15 protein-coding genes are annotated in these 19,610 nt (G+C 37.5%); 3 read left to right on the forward strand and 12 right to left on the reverse strand.

Annotated features, from left to right (window positions below; all coding sequences use genetic code 11):
* Nucleotides 1-15: 15 nt before the first annotated feature.
* From K5G00_RS15280 to K5G00_RS15305, 6 genes are all read right to left on the reverse strand, one after another.
* On the reverse strand, nt 16-3,126 hold the full coding sequence (locus K5G00_RS15280) for an efflux RND transporter permease subunit (RefSeq protein WP_238767049.1): 3,111 nt from the start codon (nt 3,124-3,126) through the stop codon (nt 16-18).
* Between the two features lie 32 nt (nt 3,127-3,158).
* The gene (locus K5G00_RS15285; RefSeq protein ID WP_238767050.1) at nt 3,159-4,217 is read right to left on the reverse strand and encodes an efflux RND transporter periplasmic adaptor subunit; all 1,059 of its coding nucleotides are present in this window, start codon (nt 4,215-4,217) and stop codon (nt 3,159-3,161) included.
* A gap of 21 nt (nt 4,218-4,238) precedes the next feature.
* A complete protein-coding gene (locus tag K5G00_RS15290; protein WP_238767051.1) occupies nt 4,239-5,720 on the reverse strand; it encodes a TolC family protein in 1,482 nt (493 codons plus the stop codon).
* A gap of 33 nt (nt 5,721-5,753) precedes the next feature.
* Nucleotides 5,754-9,098: a golvesin C-terminal-like domain-containing protein gene (locus K5G00_RS15295; protein ID WP_238767052.1), complete on the reverse strand. Its 3,345-nt coding sequence runs from the start codon at nt 9,096-9,098 to the stop codon at nt 5,754-5,756.
* Nucleotides 9,099-9,119: 21 nt separating this feature from the next.
* Complete coding sequence (locus K5G00_RS15300) at nt 9,120-10,013, reverse strand: ABC transporter ATP-binding protein (protein WP_238767053.1); 894 nt, start codon at nt 10,011-10,013, stop codon at nt 9,120-9,122.
* A 720-nt stretch (nt 10,014-10,733) separates the two neighbouring features.
* Nucleotides 10,734-11,318: a hypothetical protein gene (locus tag K5G00_RS15305; RefSeq protein ID WP_238767054.1), complete on the reverse strand. Its 585-nt coding sequence runs from the start codon at nt 11,316-11,318 to the stop codon at nt 10,734-10,736.
* Nucleotides 11,319-11,683: 365 nt separating this feature from the next.
* On the opposite strand from K5G00_RS15305, the gene K5G00_RS15310 reads away from it, so the two are divergent.
* Genes K5G00_RS15310 through K5G00_RS15320 form a run of 3 tightly spaced genes read left to right on the forward strand, consistent with a single transcriptional unit; the run spans nt 11,684 to nt 14,738 of the window.
* Complete coding sequence (locus tag K5G00_RS15310) at nt 11,684-12,829, forward strand: acyloxyacyl hydrolase (protein WP_238767055.1); 1,146 nt, start codon at nt 11,684-11,686, stop codon at nt 12,827-12,829.
* Nucleotides 12,829-13,518 (forward strand): 2-phosphosulfolactate phosphatase, encoded by a 690-nt coding sequence (locus K5G00_RS15315; RefSeq protein ID WP_238767056.1) that lies wholly within the window; start codon nt 12,829-12,831, stop codon nt 13,516-13,518. Before K5G00_RS15310 ends, K5G00_RS15315 begins: the two co-directional genes overlap by 1 nt.
* Nucleotides 13,519-13,562: 44 nt before the next feature.
* Nucleotides 13,563-14,738, forward strand: coding sequence for a MalY/PatB family protein (locus tag K5G00_RS15320; RefSeq protein WP_238767057.1), 1,176 nt, complete (start codon nt 13,563-13,565; stop codon nt 14,736-14,738).
* Here the strand turns inward: K5G00_RS15320 and K5G00_RS15325 are convergent, their stop codons facing one another.
* From K5G00_RS15325 to K5G00_RS15350, 6 genes are read right to left on the reverse strand one after another with little or no spacing between them, the layout of a single operon-like run.
* Nucleotides 14,739-15,494, reverse strand: coding sequence for a LytR/AlgR family response regulator transcription factor (locus K5G00_RS15325; RefSeq protein WP_238767058.1), 756 nt, complete (start codon nt 15,492-15,494; stop codon nt 14,739-14,741).
* On the reverse strand, nt 15,475-16,545 hold the full coding sequence (locus tag K5G00_RS15330) for a sensor histidine kinase (RefSeq protein ID WP_238767059.1): 1,071 nt from the start codon (nt 16,543-16,545) through the stop codon (nt 15,475-15,477). Before K5G00_RS15330 ends, K5G00_RS15325 begins: the two co-directional genes overlap by 20 nt.
* Before the next feature lie 5 nt (nt 16,546-16,550).
* Nucleotides 16,551-17,540 carry an NAD-dependent epimerase/dehydratase family protein gene (locus K5G00_RS15335; RefSeq protein WP_238767060.1) on the reverse strand — a complete coding sequence of 330 codons (990 nt, stop codon included), beginning with the start codon at nt 17,538-17,540 and terminating at the stop codon, nt 16,551-16,553.
* Nucleotides 17,537-18,355 (reverse strand): SDR family NAD(P)-dependent oxidoreductase, encoded by an 819-nt coding sequence (locus K5G00_RS15340; protein WP_238767061.1) that lies wholly within the window; start codon nt 18,353-18,355, stop codon nt 17,537-17,539. Before K5G00_RS15340 ends, K5G00_RS15335 begins: the two co-directional genes overlap by 4 nt.
* Entirely contained in the window at nt 18,345-18,803 is a 459-nt protein-coding gene (locus K5G00_RS15345; protein ID WP_238767062.1) for a DUF2062 domain-containing protein, read from the reverse strand. The genes K5G00_RS15340 and K5G00_RS15345 overlap by 11 nt, the downstream gene beginning before the upstream one ends.
* Entirely contained in the window at nt 18,800-19,435 is a 636-nt protein-coding gene (locus K5G00_RS15350) for an SRPBCC family protein (RefSeq protein WP_238767063.1), read from the reverse strand. Before K5G00_RS15350 ends, K5G00_RS15345 begins: the two co-directional genes overlap by 4 nt.
* Between the last annotated feature and the right edge of the window lie 175 nt (nt 19,436-19,610).

Genomic DNA, 19,610 nt, shown 5'->3' on the forward strand with positions numbered 1-19,610 from the left:
TTAGAATTTATGAAATTAAACTTGCTCAACCGCAGTCTCTTTTTTATTTGTGAACAATCCCTTAAATCTGTCTAATACGTCGTACACACAAGGAATAACAACTAATGTTAACAGGGTTGATGTAACCAAACCTCCGATAACAGCCATTGCCATTGGAGACCTGAGTGAAGCACTCTCTCCAAAACCTATGGTAAGCGGTAGCAATGCCAGGATTGTAGTCAAACTGGTCATAATAATCGGTCGGATTCGTTGCTGGCCGGCCAATAAAATTGCATCCTTTCGGGTTACACCTTCGCGTATTAACTGGTTAATGCGATCAACCAAAATAATAGAATCGTTTACAGCAATACCTACCAGCATAATCACACCAATTATGGCCATTATATTCAGGGTTTTCCCTAATAAAAAGAATGTGATTATACTTCCTACCACCGCCAGCGGAATTGTTAATAAAATAGTAAACGGGTGAATAAGTGATTCAAACTGTGAAGCCATTACCATATATACCAATATGATTGATAGCAACAGGGCGAAACCAAGGTTTGCCATCGAATCCTGACGTTTTTCCTCTTCACCTGTTACTAAAATCCTGTAATTCTGTGGCAGCTCAATTAAAGAAGTAGCCTCGCGAATTTGATTGGCCACATGGTCAAGGGCAACTCCCTTTTCCATTTGCGCAGTAACTTTTCCTATCCTGTTTTGATTTCTCCTAAAAATCTCTTTGGGAGAAACACCGTAAGAAATTTCGGCAATTTCATTCAAGCGGAACACCTGAGCTCCGGAGGTAATGGTCAATTCATCAATTTCATTCAATCCTTTTTCAGGAATTTTAATGGTTATATCCTGCATTTCGCCTTCTTTTTCCAGCTCTCCGGCATTCATTCCTTCAAGTTGTTCCTGAAGCTGACTAATTACTGAACTTATATCAACTCCATACATTCCGGCTCGTACCCTGTCAACTTTAATTTCAACTTCGGGAGCGCCATTCTCTATGGAAGACTGAACATTAAACAAGCCAGACATTCCTGTCATCCTTTCTTTAACCTGAGCCACAATAGCTTCAATTTCTTCCATCTCTTCTCCTCTGACTTCAACAACCACAGGAGCTTCATCGGTTCCAAGAATAGACTTCAATGCGCTTTCTTCTTGTGTGAATGTAGCTTCAAGTCCTTCAACACCAGATAAAAGTTTATCAAGAGTTTCAATTACAGTCTCTGAAGTAACTGTTGATTCTTCTTTCAAAATCACCTTAATTTCAGCTGTATTTTCGCCCTGGAAGACGGAAGTCTGATCGCTGGCTATCCCACTGGAAGGGCCTGCATGAGAATATATATTATCTAAATTCTCGCCCAAATACTCTGTAAGAATGTTTTCAATATTTTTTACCGTCGATTCAGTCCTGCTTAACTCTGTTCCCTCCTGAAGTTTTAAATCAACTGTAAATTCGCGGGTTTCGGTTTTGGGCATAAATTCTGTACCAATCATTGGAACAAGAAATACTGAACCTGCTACCAAAGCAGTTGCCAAAATAATAACCAACCACTTGGCTTTTAATATTTTTTCCAGAAAACGGCCATAACCACCAACCCTAACAGACTTTTGTTTCACAGGCATTTTTTTGTTTTTATAAAACCTGTGATACATCATAGGGATTAAAAAGATGGCAACAAAAAGTGAAGATATAAGAGAAAAAGCCACCGTCCATGCCTGGTCTTTAAACAATTCACCTGAAGCGCCGTGTAAATAAACAATTGGAAGGAATACTACGATTGTAGTAATTGTTGAAGCGGTAATTGCCCCTCCAACCTGTGAAGTCCCAATTATTGCTGATTCCTTGGCGCTTAATCCGTTTTCATGGTTTCGAAATATATTTTCCATTACCACAATTGCATTATCCACAAGCATACCAGCTCCGAGCGCCAATCCCCCCAAAGTCATTATATTAATAGTGAGGTGATTGAAATACATCAAATTAAATGTTGCAATTATTGATATTGGAATTGCAACACTAACAATCAATGTAGTGCCAAACCGGCGAAGGAAAATAAAAAGAATAACGACCGCCAGTAAAATACCAAGTAAAGCTGATTCTTCAACTTCGCCAATAGCCTGGCTAATAAATCGTCCCTGGTTGGTTACCTGGGTTAATTGATAGCCGGGCAGCGCTCTTTCAATATCTTCCAGTGATTCATTGATTTGTTCTACCGCTTTAACTGTATTGTATTTTGTTTCTTTATAAACGGCAAGACCAATACAACGCTCACCATTTATGTGAACAATATTCTCAGGTTCTTTATTTCCAAAAGATACAGTTGCAACGTCTTTGAGGAAAACAGGAGCCATGGAAACAGTTGTTTCGCCATCGGCAACTTCGCGAACTGCTTTATATCCAACAATTAAATTTTCGAAGTCTTCAGTGCTCTGAAGCATACTAACTCCCTTAACAATGTATTGCATTCCCATCTCACTAATGCTCCCTCCGGAAACACTGGTATTGAAACTTTGGATGCGGGTGCTTATTTCAGCCATGGTCAGTTCCTGGGCTTCCAAACGGTAAGGATCGGTTTGGATTATTACTTCGGCTTCCTCCTGCCCTGAAAGTTCAACCTCGGCAACACCTTCCAACCGAACCAGTTCGTTACGGATATAATTTTCGGCGGCTTTTCGCAACTCATTCATATCTTTTATTTCAGAATGAGTTAAACCAATAATCATTACCGGAGAAGTATTTGGATCGTGTTGGGTTATCGTCAGCTCGTCGATTTCTGAATTCTGGGTGAGCGTATTTAAAGCTTTTTGCAAATCGAGAAAGGCTTCATCCATGTCTTTATTCCAGTCATACTCTACGGTTATTTGAGCAGAACCCACTTTCGAAACAGAAGTAACCTGAATAACGTCTGACTGGCGAATGGCCAGTGCTTCGATATCTTCCACAAACTGCTTTTCCATTTCTTCCGGGGGGCGCTCTCCGGACTGGACTTCGACAAAAATCCGCGGAGAATTTAAGTCGGGGAACAAGTCAACACCCAGCTTATCAAACGAGATGTATCCAAGGAGAACAACTCCCAGAACGACCATCAGTATTGTAACCGGGTAATTGACAGAAAATTCGGTTAATTTCTTCATGCTAATAAATTTTCTTTGTTACCGGTCACTTTCTAAAGTATAACTTTTACTTTCGAACGATCGCGCAATGTTTCATACCCGTCAATGATCAACCTGTCGTTAACACTTAAACCTTCCAGTACCTCAACCGACTCCTGATTTTGAAGACCAATGGTTAACCACCTATCCTCGGCAGTGCTGTTACGCCCTACAACAAAAACATATTTTCCCCGGTTGCCGGTCATAATAATTTCTTTTGGAATGACTATGGTACTATCCTTTTGTGCGGTAATAATATCAGCCTTAACAAACATACCCGGACGCAACTTTAATTCTGGATTGTCAATTTCAAGAACACCTTTGAATGTTCTTGTTTCTGTACTGATAATGGGTGAAAGTTCGGATATGTGTCCGATCAATGTATCTTCACTAATTGTATAATTGGTAATTAAAGCTTCCTGCCCAATTTTAACATCTGAAATATTTTTTTCAGGAAGATTTATTTCGAGATACATCTTGTTGTAACTCATCAAACTAACTACTTCTGTTCCTGATGGAACCAATGTTCCTGCAGTATAATACGGAAGATCAACGATAACTCCGCTAAAAGGCGCAACTACATTCATTTTGGCCAGTTGCAACTGGGCATTTTCGTAATTGTATTGGGCGGTGGTTTTTGATACTTCGGAATTGCGAAGTTCATAAAGCGTTACACCACCTTTTTCATACAGTGATTTTTGTTTGTTGTATTCATCCTCTGAAATTTCGAGATTTAATTTCGCTGATTCTATAGCCACACTGTTTTCATACTCTTTATCTTCCAGACGCACAATTACCTGACCTTCTTTAACCCTATCACCAAGTTTAAAAGGTCTTCCTGTTTGCGGATTTGTCATTACACGATATTTTCCGCTCATTTCGGAACTTAGGGTTGTTTCTGATTTTGCGTTTGCTGTTCCGGTAGTGTTTATAAATTGCATGATACCTCCGAGCTTAACATTCTCTACCGACACTGGTGATGCCAATTCAGTATCAGCATTTTGTGATTGATTGTTACAGGAAATTATCACTGCGACAATTCCCAACATGAATAGTAATTTTATATTTTTCATTTTTGTTTGATTTTTCCTGGTTTATTTTTCTTCATTTATATATAACTCGGTTGGTATAATTGCCTGATTTGTTTGAAAATCATACAAGCTCTGTATTTTAAGATTCAAAAGTTCGATTTTGTAATTTATTAAAGCTTGAGCGTAAGCCACCTTCATTTCAGAAAGCTGTTGCTGATAGAGATTTAAATCCATACCCGTCAGGTCGCCGTTTTCATAACGTTCCTGGTTAATCTCGTATGTTAACTGTGCATTTGTTTCGTTTTGCCTGGCAATATCAATCTGGTTTAGCTGATTTTGTATATTACGATAAGCCTGTCGTATACCAATGATAATTTCATTTTTCTGATCTTCGTAATTCAACTGTTCAGATTGAATAGCTGCTTCCTGAGCCTGAATTCTTGCCTTTCTTTCCCCCCAGTCGAAAAGTGGAATACTAAAAGAAAGCGCTACTGAAGGACTCTTTGTTGGATTATCGTACACCTGAGTAAGATTTCCGTTATCGCCGGTTATTCCATATCTTACGTTTAACGAGCCCTCAAATTCATTTAACGCTTTTGTTTCAATCATGGCAAACTGGCTTGTTTCAATATCGATTTCACGTTGCCTGAGTTCCATTCTTGAAGCCAAACCATTATCAATCGCCTTCTCGAGATCAACACTAACAGGATTTGCTTCAACATCAGCAAAAACCAGTATATCTGTGTATAAATCCATACCCAAGTATAATTTCAACTGGTCTTTTGCATTTTCAAATGATACTTCAGCATCCTGAACTGAAGATTTTGACTGGGCTAAGTTTAATTCGGCTTGGTACAACTCTTCTTTAGCTGCCAATCCCGCATCAACTTTATTTTTTATAATATTGTAGCTGGTTTGTGTATTCTCCTGTTCATCTCTGGCAATGTCGAGATTCATTTGAGACAAATAAACATTGTAGAAGAATTGCGTTACACTCCTTTCCAGGTTCAACCTTTGCATGGCGTAACTGATATTTGCATTCTCCAGATTCAATTCCAGCTCTTTTAACTGAAGTTTCAACCGGTTATATGTGAACAGAGGTTGATTAAAATTTAAATATAAATTATTATAAAAAACTTTACTTTCCGAGTTATTCGCATCAGATAAACTTTTCTGCCAGCCAAACTCATTATTTAAAGAGATTGTTCCATCTGTAAAAAGAATGGGTTGTGCTACACGAAACAAACTACTGGTTTGCAAATTCTCGTTAGTGTACCATTCTGAAACCCTGCTATCGAACATCCTGCTTCTGCTGAAATTAAGTGGCTCAACATCTAAAGAAAACCTGGACTTTAAAGCTGCTCGCTGTGCTTCAAGGTTTTTCTGGAAGCGGGTAAGATTAAGCAACGATTGTTTAATATCGGGACTTTCCGTTTCTGCATACTGCAACGCTTTGTCAAGTGTTAAAGCCTCCTGTGCTCTTAGTTCTATAAAACTAAAAACCAATAAAAGCCCCAAGATTGCAAGATTGTGTAATACTTTCATTTTTGATTTATTTATTTTCTTGATTTAATTGTTCTAAAGCTCAACTATTTTTACGGCATCAGCAAAAACAACTCTTCCTTGTGACTTGTTGGAAAGTTCAACCAGTGCAGTATCCGAGGTAAAATAAAATGCCCCAAGGTGATTCCATCCTTCATCGGCATTTTGGATACTTAAGGATTGTTCTTCCGGGCCTTCATCAGAATGTATTGTAAAATGATACTCTCCCTGCTCTCTATCTCTTCCTCCCGGCCCCCTTCTAAAACCTCTTGATTTATAAAGATAATAATACACATCATAATATCCGGGCTTTTTAACAGGCACATGCCATTTGGCCATTTGAGATCCATCGCCACTTTTTATATAATATCCGGAACGAACATAAGTACCGTAAAAATCTGTATTGGTAATCGCCGTCCAGGTTGTTGGCGGGCGCCAGCTATTCATTCCCTGGTATTTTGATCCTCCTTCATCTTCATTGATTATCCATTTTTCCAAAAGACTAACCTTCTTATTACTTGTTACCTCAAATTGCGGGTCTTCGTTATCCACAACAGTTTCGTTAGGCAATGAAGTTTGTACCGGAAGCTCGGTTAGCAATTCACCTTCAAAAGGAATGGCTTTCAAATCTTCTTCAACATCGCGAAATCCTTCGGTAATTACCTGTGGAATATTCTTCGAGGTCATCGTATTAATCATAATCATTCGTGGTTCCGAATTTAACAGATAACTTATCTCTTTTGTCTGGTGTGGCTCAAGATAGATAAGCTTATTGATTAAATCGTCGCCTCCGGGCGGACCAAAGCCTGGTCCACCACCTCCTAAGCGGAAAATCACTTTAATAAGTCCCTCTGTATCAGAAAAATTTGTTGTTTTAAACTTAATCATCGTCCGCATCATTTCTCCTGATTTTACTTTAACTGCAGTAATCGGAGAAATTAAAAAGCCGGGAAGTGCTTTGGCTTTAAACCAATCGTCCATTATAGGTATCAACTCTATTCCAAATTCATTTTTAATTCTTTGGTCAAAATCTTCAAACGAAATATTTTTAAACCGATATTCTTTGAGAACATTTTGCAGGAAAGTTGCAAATTCTTCCATACCGGCTTCATATTGAATTTTCGAGAAAAGAGCATCTCCCTTTAATTTTATCACATTATCAATTATAGCCTTTTGGTTCACATCAGCTAAAATTTCTTCAAATGTACTGTCCTGCAATGCGATGTTGGCTTTTTCGTCTTCACTGATTCCAGACATATCGCGCATAAATACCGACCTCATATCCACTTCCTGGTTTTTAAGATAAGCTTCAAATACTCGGTTGGTAATGGGCCAAGTGTCTGATTGGATATTATTTTGGAAGTTGTAAAAAAGTGGGAAAGCAAAATAGGGACTTGCAGTTGTAATTACTGTTCCTCCTCCCGGGCCACCTCTAAAATCAGTCTGTTCTTCTTCGGTAAATGCTCTTAGAAACTGCCCCAATACGCGCATTTGTATATCCTCCGGGGTTTGCGAACCTCCACGGCCACGATTCCCCCAACGTTCCATCCTTTTTTTTGAGCCTTCAAAATCTGCTTCGCGTAACATAAAACCTTTTTCAGGCATTAGTATCTGTTCGGGTTGTACATATTCCTGGCAGGAAGTCCAGGAGCGCGGATACGTTTTGAATTGAGCAGGTGCTTCAACCAAAGCCAGTCTTTCAAAAGCGTATTCAAGATTATATGTTCTTTCAAAGTCCTCAAGTTGCTCGTTAATTAAACTTGGAATCGTATCCTTAATTTCATTAAATGCTTCAGAAAAGTATTTATGCCCTTCCATCAACCAAACTCCATATTCTAAACTATCGGTTTCCATTTTCAAGTACTCATAATTTCCGATAGCAAGAGAAAGCTGGGTTAAAGGATGTTCATTTTCAAAAGTGAACTGTCCGGCAGCAACTTCATTAATTTTTCCTTGTGAGATTGCTTGTAAACCGGGAGTTGTGGTAACCTTTAAATTATAATTTACAAACTGATTATGATTCCAGCTCACATCTTCCGAGCTGTATGTTACACCAGTTCCAGGATACCAATTCGCTTCGGGTGTTAACAAAACATACTGTGGAGTGAGAAAAGCATATCTCTTATCTACATTTATTACAAATTTTCCATATTTCTCCTGAATGGTTTCTTCATCAATATCGAGATAACAAAGCGCTTCATTAATCTTCCCTGAATATTTAAATTCTATTTCAGCTTCCTCACCGGGTTGAAGATTTACATTTTCCGAAATAAAAATCAGATGTTTTTCACGAGTGAAAGATGTTTCTTTTCCTGTTAATTTAATACTTTCAATTCTTAAGCCACTGTTCAAATTAAAAATCAATTTGTTTAAAGGAACATTGTTTTCATTCTTTAACGTTATGTCCGATAAAACATCAATGATTTCTCCCTCGTGTTTTAAATCAATGGTATTGGATAAAATAACCGGAATCTTCTCTTTCACGTACTGGTTATTGAGTTCAACTACCTCTGTTCGAAATCTTTCAGTTTGCTTAAACTCATCAACATGTCTGTAAGCAAGATAACCACCTACTCCGATAAAAAGTACGCTGAAAATCAGTGAAATATATGTCATGGCTTCGGACTGAGGAAGTCTCTTTAACAAAAAGATTGTCAGGAAAATAAAACCAATTCCAAGAAAAAAGTATATCCCCCTGTGATTAAGTATAACATTGATATTGCCAAAACCAACGATATCCGAATTTAACATCGGGATATTATATGCCATGTAATCAAAAAGGTAATAGTATTTTGCCTGAAGCAGGAACAAAGTTATTCCAATGTACCCCAGAATCAAAACAAAAGTAATTGCCTGGTTACGAATGACACTCATCAAAAGAAAAGATAAGCCCATTATAAAAAGAAGCGTTGGAACACTTACCGCAACGAGATAAAATCCATAAGAAATCCAGCTTATCGAAGTTTCCTGGGCCAACAAATTAAAAATGAGGGCCATGCCAATAACCACTATATTTAAAACCAAAAATACCTGGAGGTTTCCCCATGTTTTTCCGATAACATATTCACTGTTGGTCATCGAGCGCATATAAATTACCTCGGTGGTATCCAGTTTTTTATCACGTTTTAAAAAATCGGAAGCCAGAAAAACAGCAATTACCGCCTGCGCAACATTCAGAATTAGCAAGTTAAAATAAGGGATTGCACTTGGAATACTTCGAATGGCCCATCCGTCGCCGCCACCACCTTCTATTACCATACCGAAATTTATTCCAAATAACACCAAAAGTGATAAAATACTAAAGATTCTGAAGAACCAGCTTCGGAGCAATGTTTTACGCTCGTATTTGGCAATTGAAAATATATTGTGTAATGAAATCATCTTTCTTAGTTATTATATCTGTTACGCATTAGACCACTGATTTAGTTTATTCTCCATAAAATGAACATAAGCATGCTCAAGATTAGGAGCAATTCTTTCACCTTTATAACCGTTAATATCTTCCGAAACAACCTGCACCTCCCATCCTGCAGCAACAGGAATAGTTGAAATCACCGGGTATTTTTCATTAATTTCCATATACTCAGTTTCAGTGGCTTTGATGAGCCACACACTTCCTTCGGCTTCTTTTACAAGCTGTTCGGGTGAACCGGAAAAAGCAAGTTGCCCTCTGTTCAACAAAGCCATATTGTCGCAGGTACTTGAAATATCTCCTACAATGTGTGTTGACAAAATAATTACTACATCGCGTGTACTGATATTTGAAAGCAGATTCCGGAAACGAATACGTTCTTCAGGGTCAAGACCGGTGGTCGGTTCATCAACGATAATAATTTTTGGATCGTTGATAAGCGCCTGAGCTATTCCAAGCCTCCTTTTCATACCTCCTGAAAGTTTATTGGCATTTCTGTCTCTGGCTTCGAACAGGCCCACTTCCTCTAACATCTGATCCACGGAATTTCTGCGAACCGAACCGTTTTTCATTCCAGCTAAACGGGCTGTATAATCTAAAAATTCATATGTTTTCAATTTGGAAAAAAAACTGAAGTCCTGCGGCAAATATCCAAGCATCGAGCGAATTTCTCTTCTGTTCTTTGATAAATCATAACCATCGAAAGTAACTTTCCCGCTGCTCGGTTTCATTAATGTTACCAAAATACGCATTAATGTTGATTTACCCGCACCGTTAGGGCCAAGCAAACCAAACATACCATTTGGGATTTCAAGATTCAGATTTTTTATGGCATAGTATCCGTTGGGATAAACTTTGTTCAGATTTTCGATTTTTATATGCACTGCTTAAATCTATTTTGATTAAACACTGATTTGGACTTACAAGCAATTAAATAGTTTAAATTTGGTATACATTTTTATTGAATTGTTACAAATTGACAACTCAAAAACAGAAGTAAAATAAAACATCCGTACGTTGAACCATTGAAATAAAAAACAAAGGGGCATAGATAACAAACTTATTGTTAACACATTATTAAAACAAAAGAATAAACTTTAAAACGGTGCCTTAAGATAACAATTATGATAAAAAAAGCCCCATAAAAATGGAGCTTTCTTCTACAATGCAAACTAACCCTACAGTTGCACCTGAAATGAATGGTTCAAACACTCTCTCAAAACAATTTTATATTCTCTTCTTTCGACCTGATTCAACAAAGGCAGAAGCGCCTGATTTAAATTGAACCGAAACTACCTGCTCATCTTTTGCTGCATCAGCCATTTTAGGTTTCTCATGTGCACAACTTACTGCTTACACAAACATAAAAAGCAATGTAAATAATAAATACTTTTTTTTCAAGGCTACCTTCTGTTACTTGTTTGTTCTATTAGAAACGACTCAAAAGTCAATACACAGTTACACCTTCAATACAACTTATCAACAAACAACTATTAACAGATAACAAACAACGCAAAAGCTTTAATAACCAAAATCTCCAAAACGCATAAAAAAAGGCCCTGCAACCGCAGAGCCCTAACTAAACTAAACCATTTTCTTATCTATTATTTAACCAGACTAAACGCATATTCATCGCTTAATGAACTAAGAATAACAGTGTATTCTCCGGAATCCAGTTTTGAAAGATCGTAACCTGAACTAACGGCGAAGTTTTTTCCAAGTTTTGATTTGTAAACCAAATCGCCCTTACTGTAAATAGAAAGATTCAAATTTTCTTTATCAAAATTCAGGTAAGAAAATTTCAAAACATTGTCTTTGTAATCAAAGTAAGGATCAAAGCTCAACTTTGAATCACCAACATTAATCCCCCTATGGGCAACTTCAATGTCTCTTGACAACTGAGTGTCATTCACTTTCAGATTAAGAACGTAACTTCCATCCTCCAGGTTTGCAAAGTCAAAAACTTTCTGATAATCGGTTAATGGCTTGTTTGATTCTTTATAATATACCATTGAACCATCTTCAGCTTCGATGCTCAGCTCAAAATAAGCTGCTTTTTCATTTGTAATTGCCACGATAGCTCTATCGGCTGTTAATGGAATTACATTCATTTTCGGTTTCTCAACTGCACCGGCAATTGCTGCAATTGCGAATGCTGTTACTGTAAATAATAATTTAATTGTTTTCATAACCATTCAATTTTTTTTGTTTGACATGAATGTCAGTACAAACATATATGTTTTTCAGCATAGTGTTGTAAAACATATATTAAAATTATTTGAAATAAATGTAAAATTAACATTCAAAATTAACATTGATATTTTTTTCTCATAAAACACTGATAAACAATACCAATAAAGAAATTTTGCTTTATAACAAAATTCGTGCCAAACTTGAAACAACCATATTAACTAATCAATAAATTACAAAAGAAGGCATTTTGACTATTCTCTAATTTTATAAGTTATTCGCTATTTACACTTAACAAGTATTATATTTCGCTCTGATTTATTGCGTTGAACAAACCTTAAATAAAACCAACATTGATTGTCGCATGCCCAAATCGCCACAATGGATAAATTCAGAAAAACGAGATCGTACTATTTTCATATTACTTTTCTCTTGTTTGGTCTCCGGTATTCCCTTCACAAATTTAACCTACGGACAGGAAAGCCTTAGGCTAAGTTATATGTTTGGCAATATTCATCCTCATAACAGTTTAATTACACCATTAATAAAAAAGCCTGTAAAGGGATTCACTGTAGATTACACATGGAAAAACAACCGCGGCGAAAAATGGAGACAATATTTTAATTACCCGAACCACGGTATTAGTTACAACTATATGTCATATGGAAATCCTGAAATTCTGGGAAATTCTCATTCTCTTTTATACTATCTTCAGTTTTCTTTTCTACCTAAACACAAATTTTTCGATGCCGGAATTATTGAATATACGGGGATAGGCTACTTTGAAAAAAAATACGACCCCAATCACAATCCGGAAAATCAGGCAATCAGCACCTACTTTAATATTGGGGCTACCATCAGATTTTATACAAGAATCAGAATAAAGCCAGTTTATATTGAATACTCAAGCGGACTAAACCACTTTTCCAACGCCTTAATAAAATCTCCCAATTTAGGGATAAACGTTAAGAACAAAAGTATCACCGTGGGATATGAATTTGAAGATCCTCCCGTTCGCAAAAACGCTCCAAAAACGGAAGGTAAAACAAAACCCCGCCATGAATTTTGGATTTACGGAGCCACTGGAATAAAAGAAATAAAAGGAATAGAAAACAAAAACTACTTCCCGGTAAATGCGTCTTTAAATTACACCTACCGCACTTCGGTAATTAATAAAATGGGAATAGGTCTGGATTTTGTTTACGATCCTTCCATTGAAGACTATGCATATCTAAACTATAATTACACCGGAGAGCCTCCTCTAAACTTTAGGTATGGAATAAGTTTACACAACGAATTTCTTCTTGGAAGAGCAGGAATATTTGCCTCATATGGATTAAATCTGCAGATGAACGAGTACTACACCCGCCAACGATATTATAAAGCAGGCGTAAAAGTTTACTTTAATAATCTAATAGGAGTTGTTTTATTGCGGGCAATTCCTTTATTTCGGGCTGATTTGTTGGAATTTGGTATCGGATACCGAATTGCTCCTAAAAGCAAAAAATAATGAACATTAACATCCTGCAACTTCTCGATGGCGCAAAAAAAGCACAGGGACTAACTGTAATAATTGATGTGTTCCGAGCGTTTTCAACTGCTTGCTATGCATTTGATTTTGGAGCGTCGAAGATAATTCCGGTTGGAGACATCAATATTTCTTATCTGCTAAAAGAACAAAATCAGGATTTTATTTTACTGGGGGAGCGGAATGAACAAAAACCCCCGGGGTTCGACTTCGGGAATTCACCATCGCTTCTTGTTAAAGAAAAAATTGAAGGAAAAACGCTTGTTCACACAACAAGTTCCGGCACACAGGGAATTGTAAATGCAAAAAATGCAGATGAAATTATAACCGGAAGTTTTGTTAATGCCCGTGCAATTGTTCAATATATCAGGCAACAAAAACCTCGGGATGTTTCACTGGTTTGTATGGGCTATGCCTGTGAATACCCAACCGACGAAGACACCCTTTGTGCTGAATTTATAAAAAATGAACTAAGCGGAATTTCCAACAACTATAAAAAAATGATCGAAACAATAAAAAAAGGTTCCGGTGCTCGTTTTTTTGATCCTGAAAAACAGGATTGGTCACCAAAATCCGATTTCGATCTGTGTTTAAACCTAAACCGCTTCAACTTTGTATTAAAAGTTGAAAAAGAGAATAATGTAAATTATTTGCGGAAAATTGAAATTTAATACCTTCGTCAACCGCAAATTTATACATAGCACATTCAAATAACATGAAAAAATACAATTTTGATGAAATAGTTCAGCGTGAAGAAACCAATTGTATAAAGTACGATGCACGCGACTGGGCGTTTAACACCAACGATGTTTTGCCTCTGTGGGTGGCCGATATGGATTTTAAAACTCCCGATTTTATTGTTGATGCAATCAAAAAAAGAGCTGAACATGAAATTTTTGGATACACATTTAAACCAGAATCTTACTTCGAAGCTATTATTGGTTGGATGAAACGCCGCCATAAATGGGAAATTCAGAAAGAATGGATTTCGTTCAGTCCGGGTGTGGTAGCAGGACTAACTCTGGCTGTTGAAACTTTCTCAAAACCGGGTGACGAAGTGATTGTTCAACCTCCGGTATATTTTCCTTTTTTTGAATGCGTAAAAGGCACCAAACGAAAAATGGTGGAAAATCCGCTAAAGATTGAAAACGGAAGATACACATTTGACTTTGGTGACCTAAAAGCAAAAATATCGGAGAAGACGAAATTATTAATGCTCTGTAATCCGCAGAATCCGGGAGGAATGGTGTGGACAAAAGACGAACTTGCAGAACTTTCGACTATTTGTATTGAAAACAAAATCATGGTGATTTCCGATGAAATTCATTCGGATTTGATCTTCAAAGGACACAAACATATCCCTTTTGCAGCCATTTCAGAGGAAGCAGCCAATAATTGTGTGGTTTTTATGGCGCCAAGTAAAACTTTTAATGTTGCGGGGCTTTCGTCATCCATTGCGATTATTCCCAATAAAACAAACTTTGCCCGCTACGAAAGAGCTTTGGGTGTCGGTCACCTGGGAATGGGAAACATTTTTGGCTCAGTTGCCCTGGAAGCAGCTTATGCTCACGGCGACGAATGGCTGGAACAAATGCTCGATTACCTTTGGACGAACTATCAACTGGTTAAAGCTTTTATTGAAAAGAACCTTTCAAAAGTAAAAGTTATGCCTTTAGAAGCAACTTACCTTGTTTGGCTCGATTTCACAGAGTACGGAATGAAAGATGAAGAACTTTCGAAATTTATTGTTGAGGAAGCAAAAGTCGGATTAAACAACGGCGGTCGTTTTGGTACCGGAGGCGACGGTTGGATGCGGATTAATATTGGGTGCCCGCAAAGCATTTTACTGGAAGGACTCGAGCGGCTGGGTCAAGCCTTTGAGAATAAATAATTACCGATCGAGCCACAGTTTAAAATCTTTGGCACGCTCACGACTTACAATTATATCTTCATCGGATTTTGGTACCATTTCAATTTTGAAACGACTGTTAAACCATGTGTGAATGTTGCGAATAGATTCAATATTTATAATGTATTTCCGGTTAATTTGGAAAAAAAAACGAGAGTCAAGTAATCCGGAAAGCTGCTCAATGGAATGATTTACCGGGAATTTTGAATTCTCAAATGTGACAGCAAAAGTCACGCCTTCATCAAACAAAAACCAGGCAATGTCCTCGCTTTTTACAGAGCGATACTTGTCTCCAACTTTCACCAAAAAACGCCTTTTTATTTCGGTTGTTTCCTGGAATACAATCTTTTTTAACAGATCGTTTTCCGGAGGAAGAAACATCTCCCGAAAATCGCTAAATTTATCAAGAGCCATTTTTATATCCTGGTAATCATAGGGTTTTACAATATAATCGATACTGTTCACATTAAAAGAACGAAGCGCATATTCATTGTACGCAGTGGTAAAAATAACCGGAACCTTAACTTTTACTTCATCAAAAATCTCAAAACAATTTCCGTCGTTCAGCAAAATATCCTGGAAAACCAAATCAGGAAGCGAATTTTTCCTGTACCACTGAATACCTTCTTTTACCGACCCGATAACATCAAGCACTTTTATATCAGCATCGTATTTTTTTAGCAACTGAACAAGACGATGTGCCGTATGTTTTTCATCTTCAAACAGTAAAACTTTCATAATCTGATTGTTTTAACGACGGTATTTTAACAATAAATTCACCATTCTCAGCAATAACTATAACTTGCTGCATTGAAATGAGTTCATATCTTTTTTTTAAGTTTTTCAAGCCAGTTTGTGTAGACGGTTCAGTTTTGAGCCGCAGATTCAGATTGTTTCTTACAATTATAAAATGATCTTCTGTTTCTATAACGATCTTCAAAGGAGACTCCGGATTATATTTGTTATGGTTCACCGCATTTTCAACCAGTAGTTGTAAAGTTACCGGTGGTATGTATGTGTTTTCAATAAAAGACTTTGTGAGCCGGGTTTCAAGAAAAACACCATTGTCGAGCCGGGTTTTGATAAGAAAATAGTAGGAATCCAGAAACTCAAGCTCTTCGGAAAGTTTAACAAGGTGAAATTCATTTTTTTCAATAATATATCGCAGGGTTTTCGACATTTTCACTATAAAATCGGCTGAAAGATCGGCGTTTTTATACACCAGCGAAGAAAGTACACTTAGACTGTTAAACAAAAAATGAGGTTCAATTTGAGCCTTTAAAGCTTTGTATTGCGCCAGTAGATTTTCCTTCTCCAATTCCTGTGCCTTCAATTTTTCACTTTGAAGATTTCTTTGCGTTTCAAAATAACCGTCGAAACCAAGTATCAATAGATACAAACTCGTTAAAGCCACTGTTAGTTCCGGATTTAACAATGCTATCCGATTCCAGTTTTCTGCATTTCCGAACAGATAAATATCACCCAGGCGATACAAATGATTTAAAGAAGCTGAAAGAACAAAGCCCAAAATTCCGTGCAGAGATGTAAGTATAACAATACGATTTACTTCCTTTTTTAGGCGTTTTGTCCAATGATGAAAATAATCATTAAAAAAATCAGCTATCCACCAAATAAACAATCCATAAGCCAAAAAAAACAGCGTGAACACCAGGCTCCGGATATTTACCTCAAATGGCCCGTGTGGAAATGATTGATCAAAACTTTTAATGACTATCTGAATAAGAAAAACCACCCAAAACCGAAGCCAGAATTTTCTTATTCCATTCATTTAAATTAAAATTTGATATAATTATTTTTTTGAAACCACAAGATAGCTTTTTCCAATGATTGTTGCAGCGGAATCACTTCAAAATCAATCTCTTTAATTGCTTTTTCTGCTGAATAATAATTCCCGGCACATATCATTTTTGCATTTGTGCTTGTTAGCTGAACCGGAACTTTAAACCATCTTTCAAGCAGGTCGCCCCCATACCCCATTAATTTTAAAAACCATGAAGGGACAGGCACCAACAAAGGGTTTTGTTGCGTAATTTTCATAACCGCTTTAAAAAAATCAGCATAAGAAAGATTTTCTCCCGCTAAAAGATAACTCTCTCTGTTTTTGCCCTTCAGCATTGCATTTACAACACCTCCTGCAACTGATTTTGCATCAACAAAATTTTTTCCACCCGGAGGACAAAATACAAACCGTTTGTTTACAACGTGAAAAAAAATTTCTCCGCTGCTGGGTTTTACATCATTTTCGCCTATCAGAAAAGTTGGGTTTACCACTACTGTATCAAGCTCATATTTTTCTGACTTATTTAAAACCAGTTCCTGCGCTAACAGTTTGCTGTACGCATAACCCGATCTTTTTAGCCACAAAGGAAACGGATTCTTTTCATTTCCCGGGAAAACTTTTGTGCCATTGCCAAAACAGTTTGCCGTACTTACAAAAACAAAACGCATAATCTTGTATTTCACACAAGCTTCAAACAGAAATTTTGTGCTTTGGACGTTGGGTTTATAAAAAGCTTCGAGTTGTGATGGAGTTTGCGTAGTCCGGGCAGCAGCATGAATAACATAGTCACAATCCTTTACTGCCTTTTCCACGTCAGTTTCAATTGTTATCCTCCCGTCAAAAAATTCGCAATTTAATCCTTTCAAGGCATCCAGGTTGCTTCCTTTACGTACCATTGCCCGCACATCAAATTCCCGGTTAATTAATTCACGAACGATGTGCGACCCCAGCAAACCATTTGCACCGGTAACCAGTACTCTCATTTACATGCTCCTCCCGCAATTTGGTTTGAAGCGTTTATTTCTCTTTGAAGAGAAGATCTCATTATTCTGAGTCTCATCCACACCGGCACTATTTTGAAAACAAGCCAGCTCAATTTGTTCATAAATCCAGGGATAATCAGCACATCACCTTTTAAAAGTTTGCGCATACATATTTTGGCCACCAGCCGGGTTTCAAGCGTTGTACTCCGAATTAAGCGACTGTGACTTTCAATCCGCTGTGTAACTTCAGCATTTGTCCTCATCCCCCCGGGGTGGGCAACACTCACGACCACTCCTGTTCCTCTCAGTTCAGCTCCCAATCCACGTGAAAATGAATATACAAATGCCTTTGAAGCCGGATAAACGGTTTTAAACGGCATAGGCCCAAAAGAAGCCATACTCGCAATATTCAGAATATACGCTCTGGATTGTCTTCTCAAAACGGGGAGAAGCAGGTGTGTCAACAAAACCAAGGCCCGCATATTCAATAATACAATCTGATCAATATATTCGGTTTTAGCTTCCAAGAACGATTTTGTACCGCCCACACCGGCATTATTTATTAAAATTTCAATTTCAAAATCACCAATATTTTGTACAAACTGTTCAACTGCCCCAAACTCAGTCAGGTCAGTTTCAAATGTTTTCACCTGAATATTAAACTGTAAAGACAGCTTTAGTCCGAAACGTTTAATGCTCTCGCCGGGCAGAGCCGTTAAAATCAGGTTTCTGCTCCTACCTGCACATTCCAAAGCCAGCTCTTTTCCCAAACCTGCGCTGGCGCCGGTAATCAGTGTATATTTTTCAATGTTCATCAGGGGATTTTATTTTTCGGGTTAACAGAATTAGAGAAATATAATATCCAAGAATCATCGCAAGAATTCCGGTGATAAATCCTCCCAGCAACAATGACAGAAATACATCAGAACCAGCCTCAATAATAGTCCTGGCGAAACCAAGCCCAATCTTTTCCGGTATTTGAAATGCTGATTCTATTCCAAGAATCTTTTTGCCGAGCCAGTAATTAAACGCAAAAACAAAAACTCCGGTTGCCAGATTTGTATTAAAAACCCCGGCAATGGCAGCGGTTTTGTTCAAGCGGAAAAAAGAAGCCAGTGTCGCAGAAATTATCATTTGAAACCCCGGGAAAGGCAACATCCCCACAAACGAACCAAGAGCAAATCCTTTGGCAACCACTTTGGGTTCACCTTTTAAAGAGAACAGCCGTTTTACACCATTCCGTTTTACATTTTCTGTTTTCATTTTGCTTCGGCCAGTAGTTTTAACTCGTGGAAAGAATCAATAAATAGTTTCCGGATAACCGGATCCTGGATAAACCGGGGGAAAACCCGTTTGACATAAGAAACGACTCGATAATCGACGTCAGTAGTTCCACTTTTGTTTGTGCGGAATTTCCATTCACCAATGTAATTCTGCACCCGCTCAACACCATCTTTTTTTGCAAAAAAGTCGGGCTCTGAATAGACTGAGATAGTTGTTTCATCACTGAAAGTGCAAACCAAATATCTGGTTACCAAATCTTTTTGTTTAAAGGGCCACGGATAATCCATTAAAGTGTAGGTTACCCAACTGTTTTCATCCAATTTTTTTATTTCACACTTTTTAATTCCCACCGCCCAGAAATAATAATTTTCAACTTCGGAGAATTGAGGAAGAATCTCAGTCACATCTGCTTTAATCTTAAATTTGGCTCTCATCTTCCGTGTTTTTACCGTGTCGTTTACTATCCAACGATAATAAATGGAAACGTCATTGCTTTCCCTGGCGAGCTCCCATTGTCCTGTTTCGTTTGTTTTATTCTCTTTTGCGTTGGTATAAACAGACAGAACAATGCATAGAAAGAGCATAAAAAATCCTGCTTTCTGTTTAATCATCTTTTACTGTTTTCTGTTTTCACGACTAAAGTATTGTGCATTGCAGGTCTGGAAAAAGGATTTCCTGTGAACCGGCAAATTCCTTTTTAAATTGTATAAAAAGACAACTGAAACGTTTTTGTACTTTTTAAGTAAAGACAGAGAATCAGAATGATAGTGCGTTAAGAGGTGTTAA

The organism is Maribellus maritimus (assembly GCF_022267315.1).
GTDB classification, from domain to species: domain Bacteria; phylum Bacteroidota; class Bacteroidia; order Bacteroidales; family Prolixibacteraceae; genus Draconibacterium; species Draconibacterium maritimum.

Coding starts and splice junctions, on each gene's coding strand:
- K5G00_RS15285 (WP_238767050.1), bottom strand. CDS start 4,217: ATGAAAAATATAAAATTACTATTCATGTTGGGAATTGTCGCAGTGATA.
- K5G00_RS15330 (WP_238767059.1), bottom strand. CDS start 16,545: ATGAATGGAATAAGAAAATTCTGGCTTCGGTTTTGGGTGGTTTTTCTT.
- K5G00_RS15280 (WP_238767049.1), bottom strand. CDS start 3,126: ATGAAGAAATTAACCGAATTTTCTGTCAATTACCCGGTTACAATACTG.
- K5G00_RS15350 (WP_238767063.1), bottom strand. CDS start 19,435: ATGATTAAACAGAAAGCAGGATTTTTTATGCTCTTTCTATGCATTGTT.
- K5G00_RS15295 (WP_238767052.1), bottom strand. CDS start 9,098: ATGATTTCATTACACAATATATTTTCAATTGCCAAATACGAGCGTAAA.
- K5G00_RS15320 (WP_238767057.1), top strand. CDS start 13,563: ATGAAAAAATACAATTTTGATGAAATAGTTCAGCGTGAAGAAACCAAT.
- K5G00_RS15340 (WP_238767061.1), bottom strand. CDS start 18,355: ATGAACATTGAAAAATATACACTGATTACCGGCGCCAGCGCAGGTTTG.
- K5G00_RS15305 (WP_238767054.1), bottom strand. CDS start 11,318: ATGAAAACAATTAAATTATTATTTACAGTAACAGCATTCGCAATTGCA.
- K5G00_RS15325 (WP_238767058.1), bottom strand. CDS start 15,494: ATGAAAGTTTTACTGTTTGAAGATGAAAAACATACGGCACATCGTCTT.
- K5G00_RS15315 (WP_238767056.1), top strand. CDS start 12,829: ATGAACATTAACATCCTGCAACTTCTCGATGGCGCAAAAAAAGCACAG.
- K5G00_RS15335 (WP_238767060.1), bottom strand. CDS start 17,540: ATGAGAGTACTGGTTACCGGTGCAAATGGTTTGCTGGGGTCGCACATC.
- K5G00_RS15345 (WP_238767062.1), bottom strand. CDS start 18,803: ATGAAAACAGAAAATGTAAAACGGAATGGTGTAAAACGGCTGTTCTCT.
- K5G00_RS15290 (WP_238767051.1), bottom strand. CDS start 5,720: ATGAAAGTATTACACAATCTTGCAATCTTGGGGCTTTTATTGGTTTTT.
- K5G00_RS15310 (WP_238767055.1), top strand. CDS start 11,684: ATGCCCAAATCGCCACAATGGATAAATTCAGAAAAACGAGATCGTACT.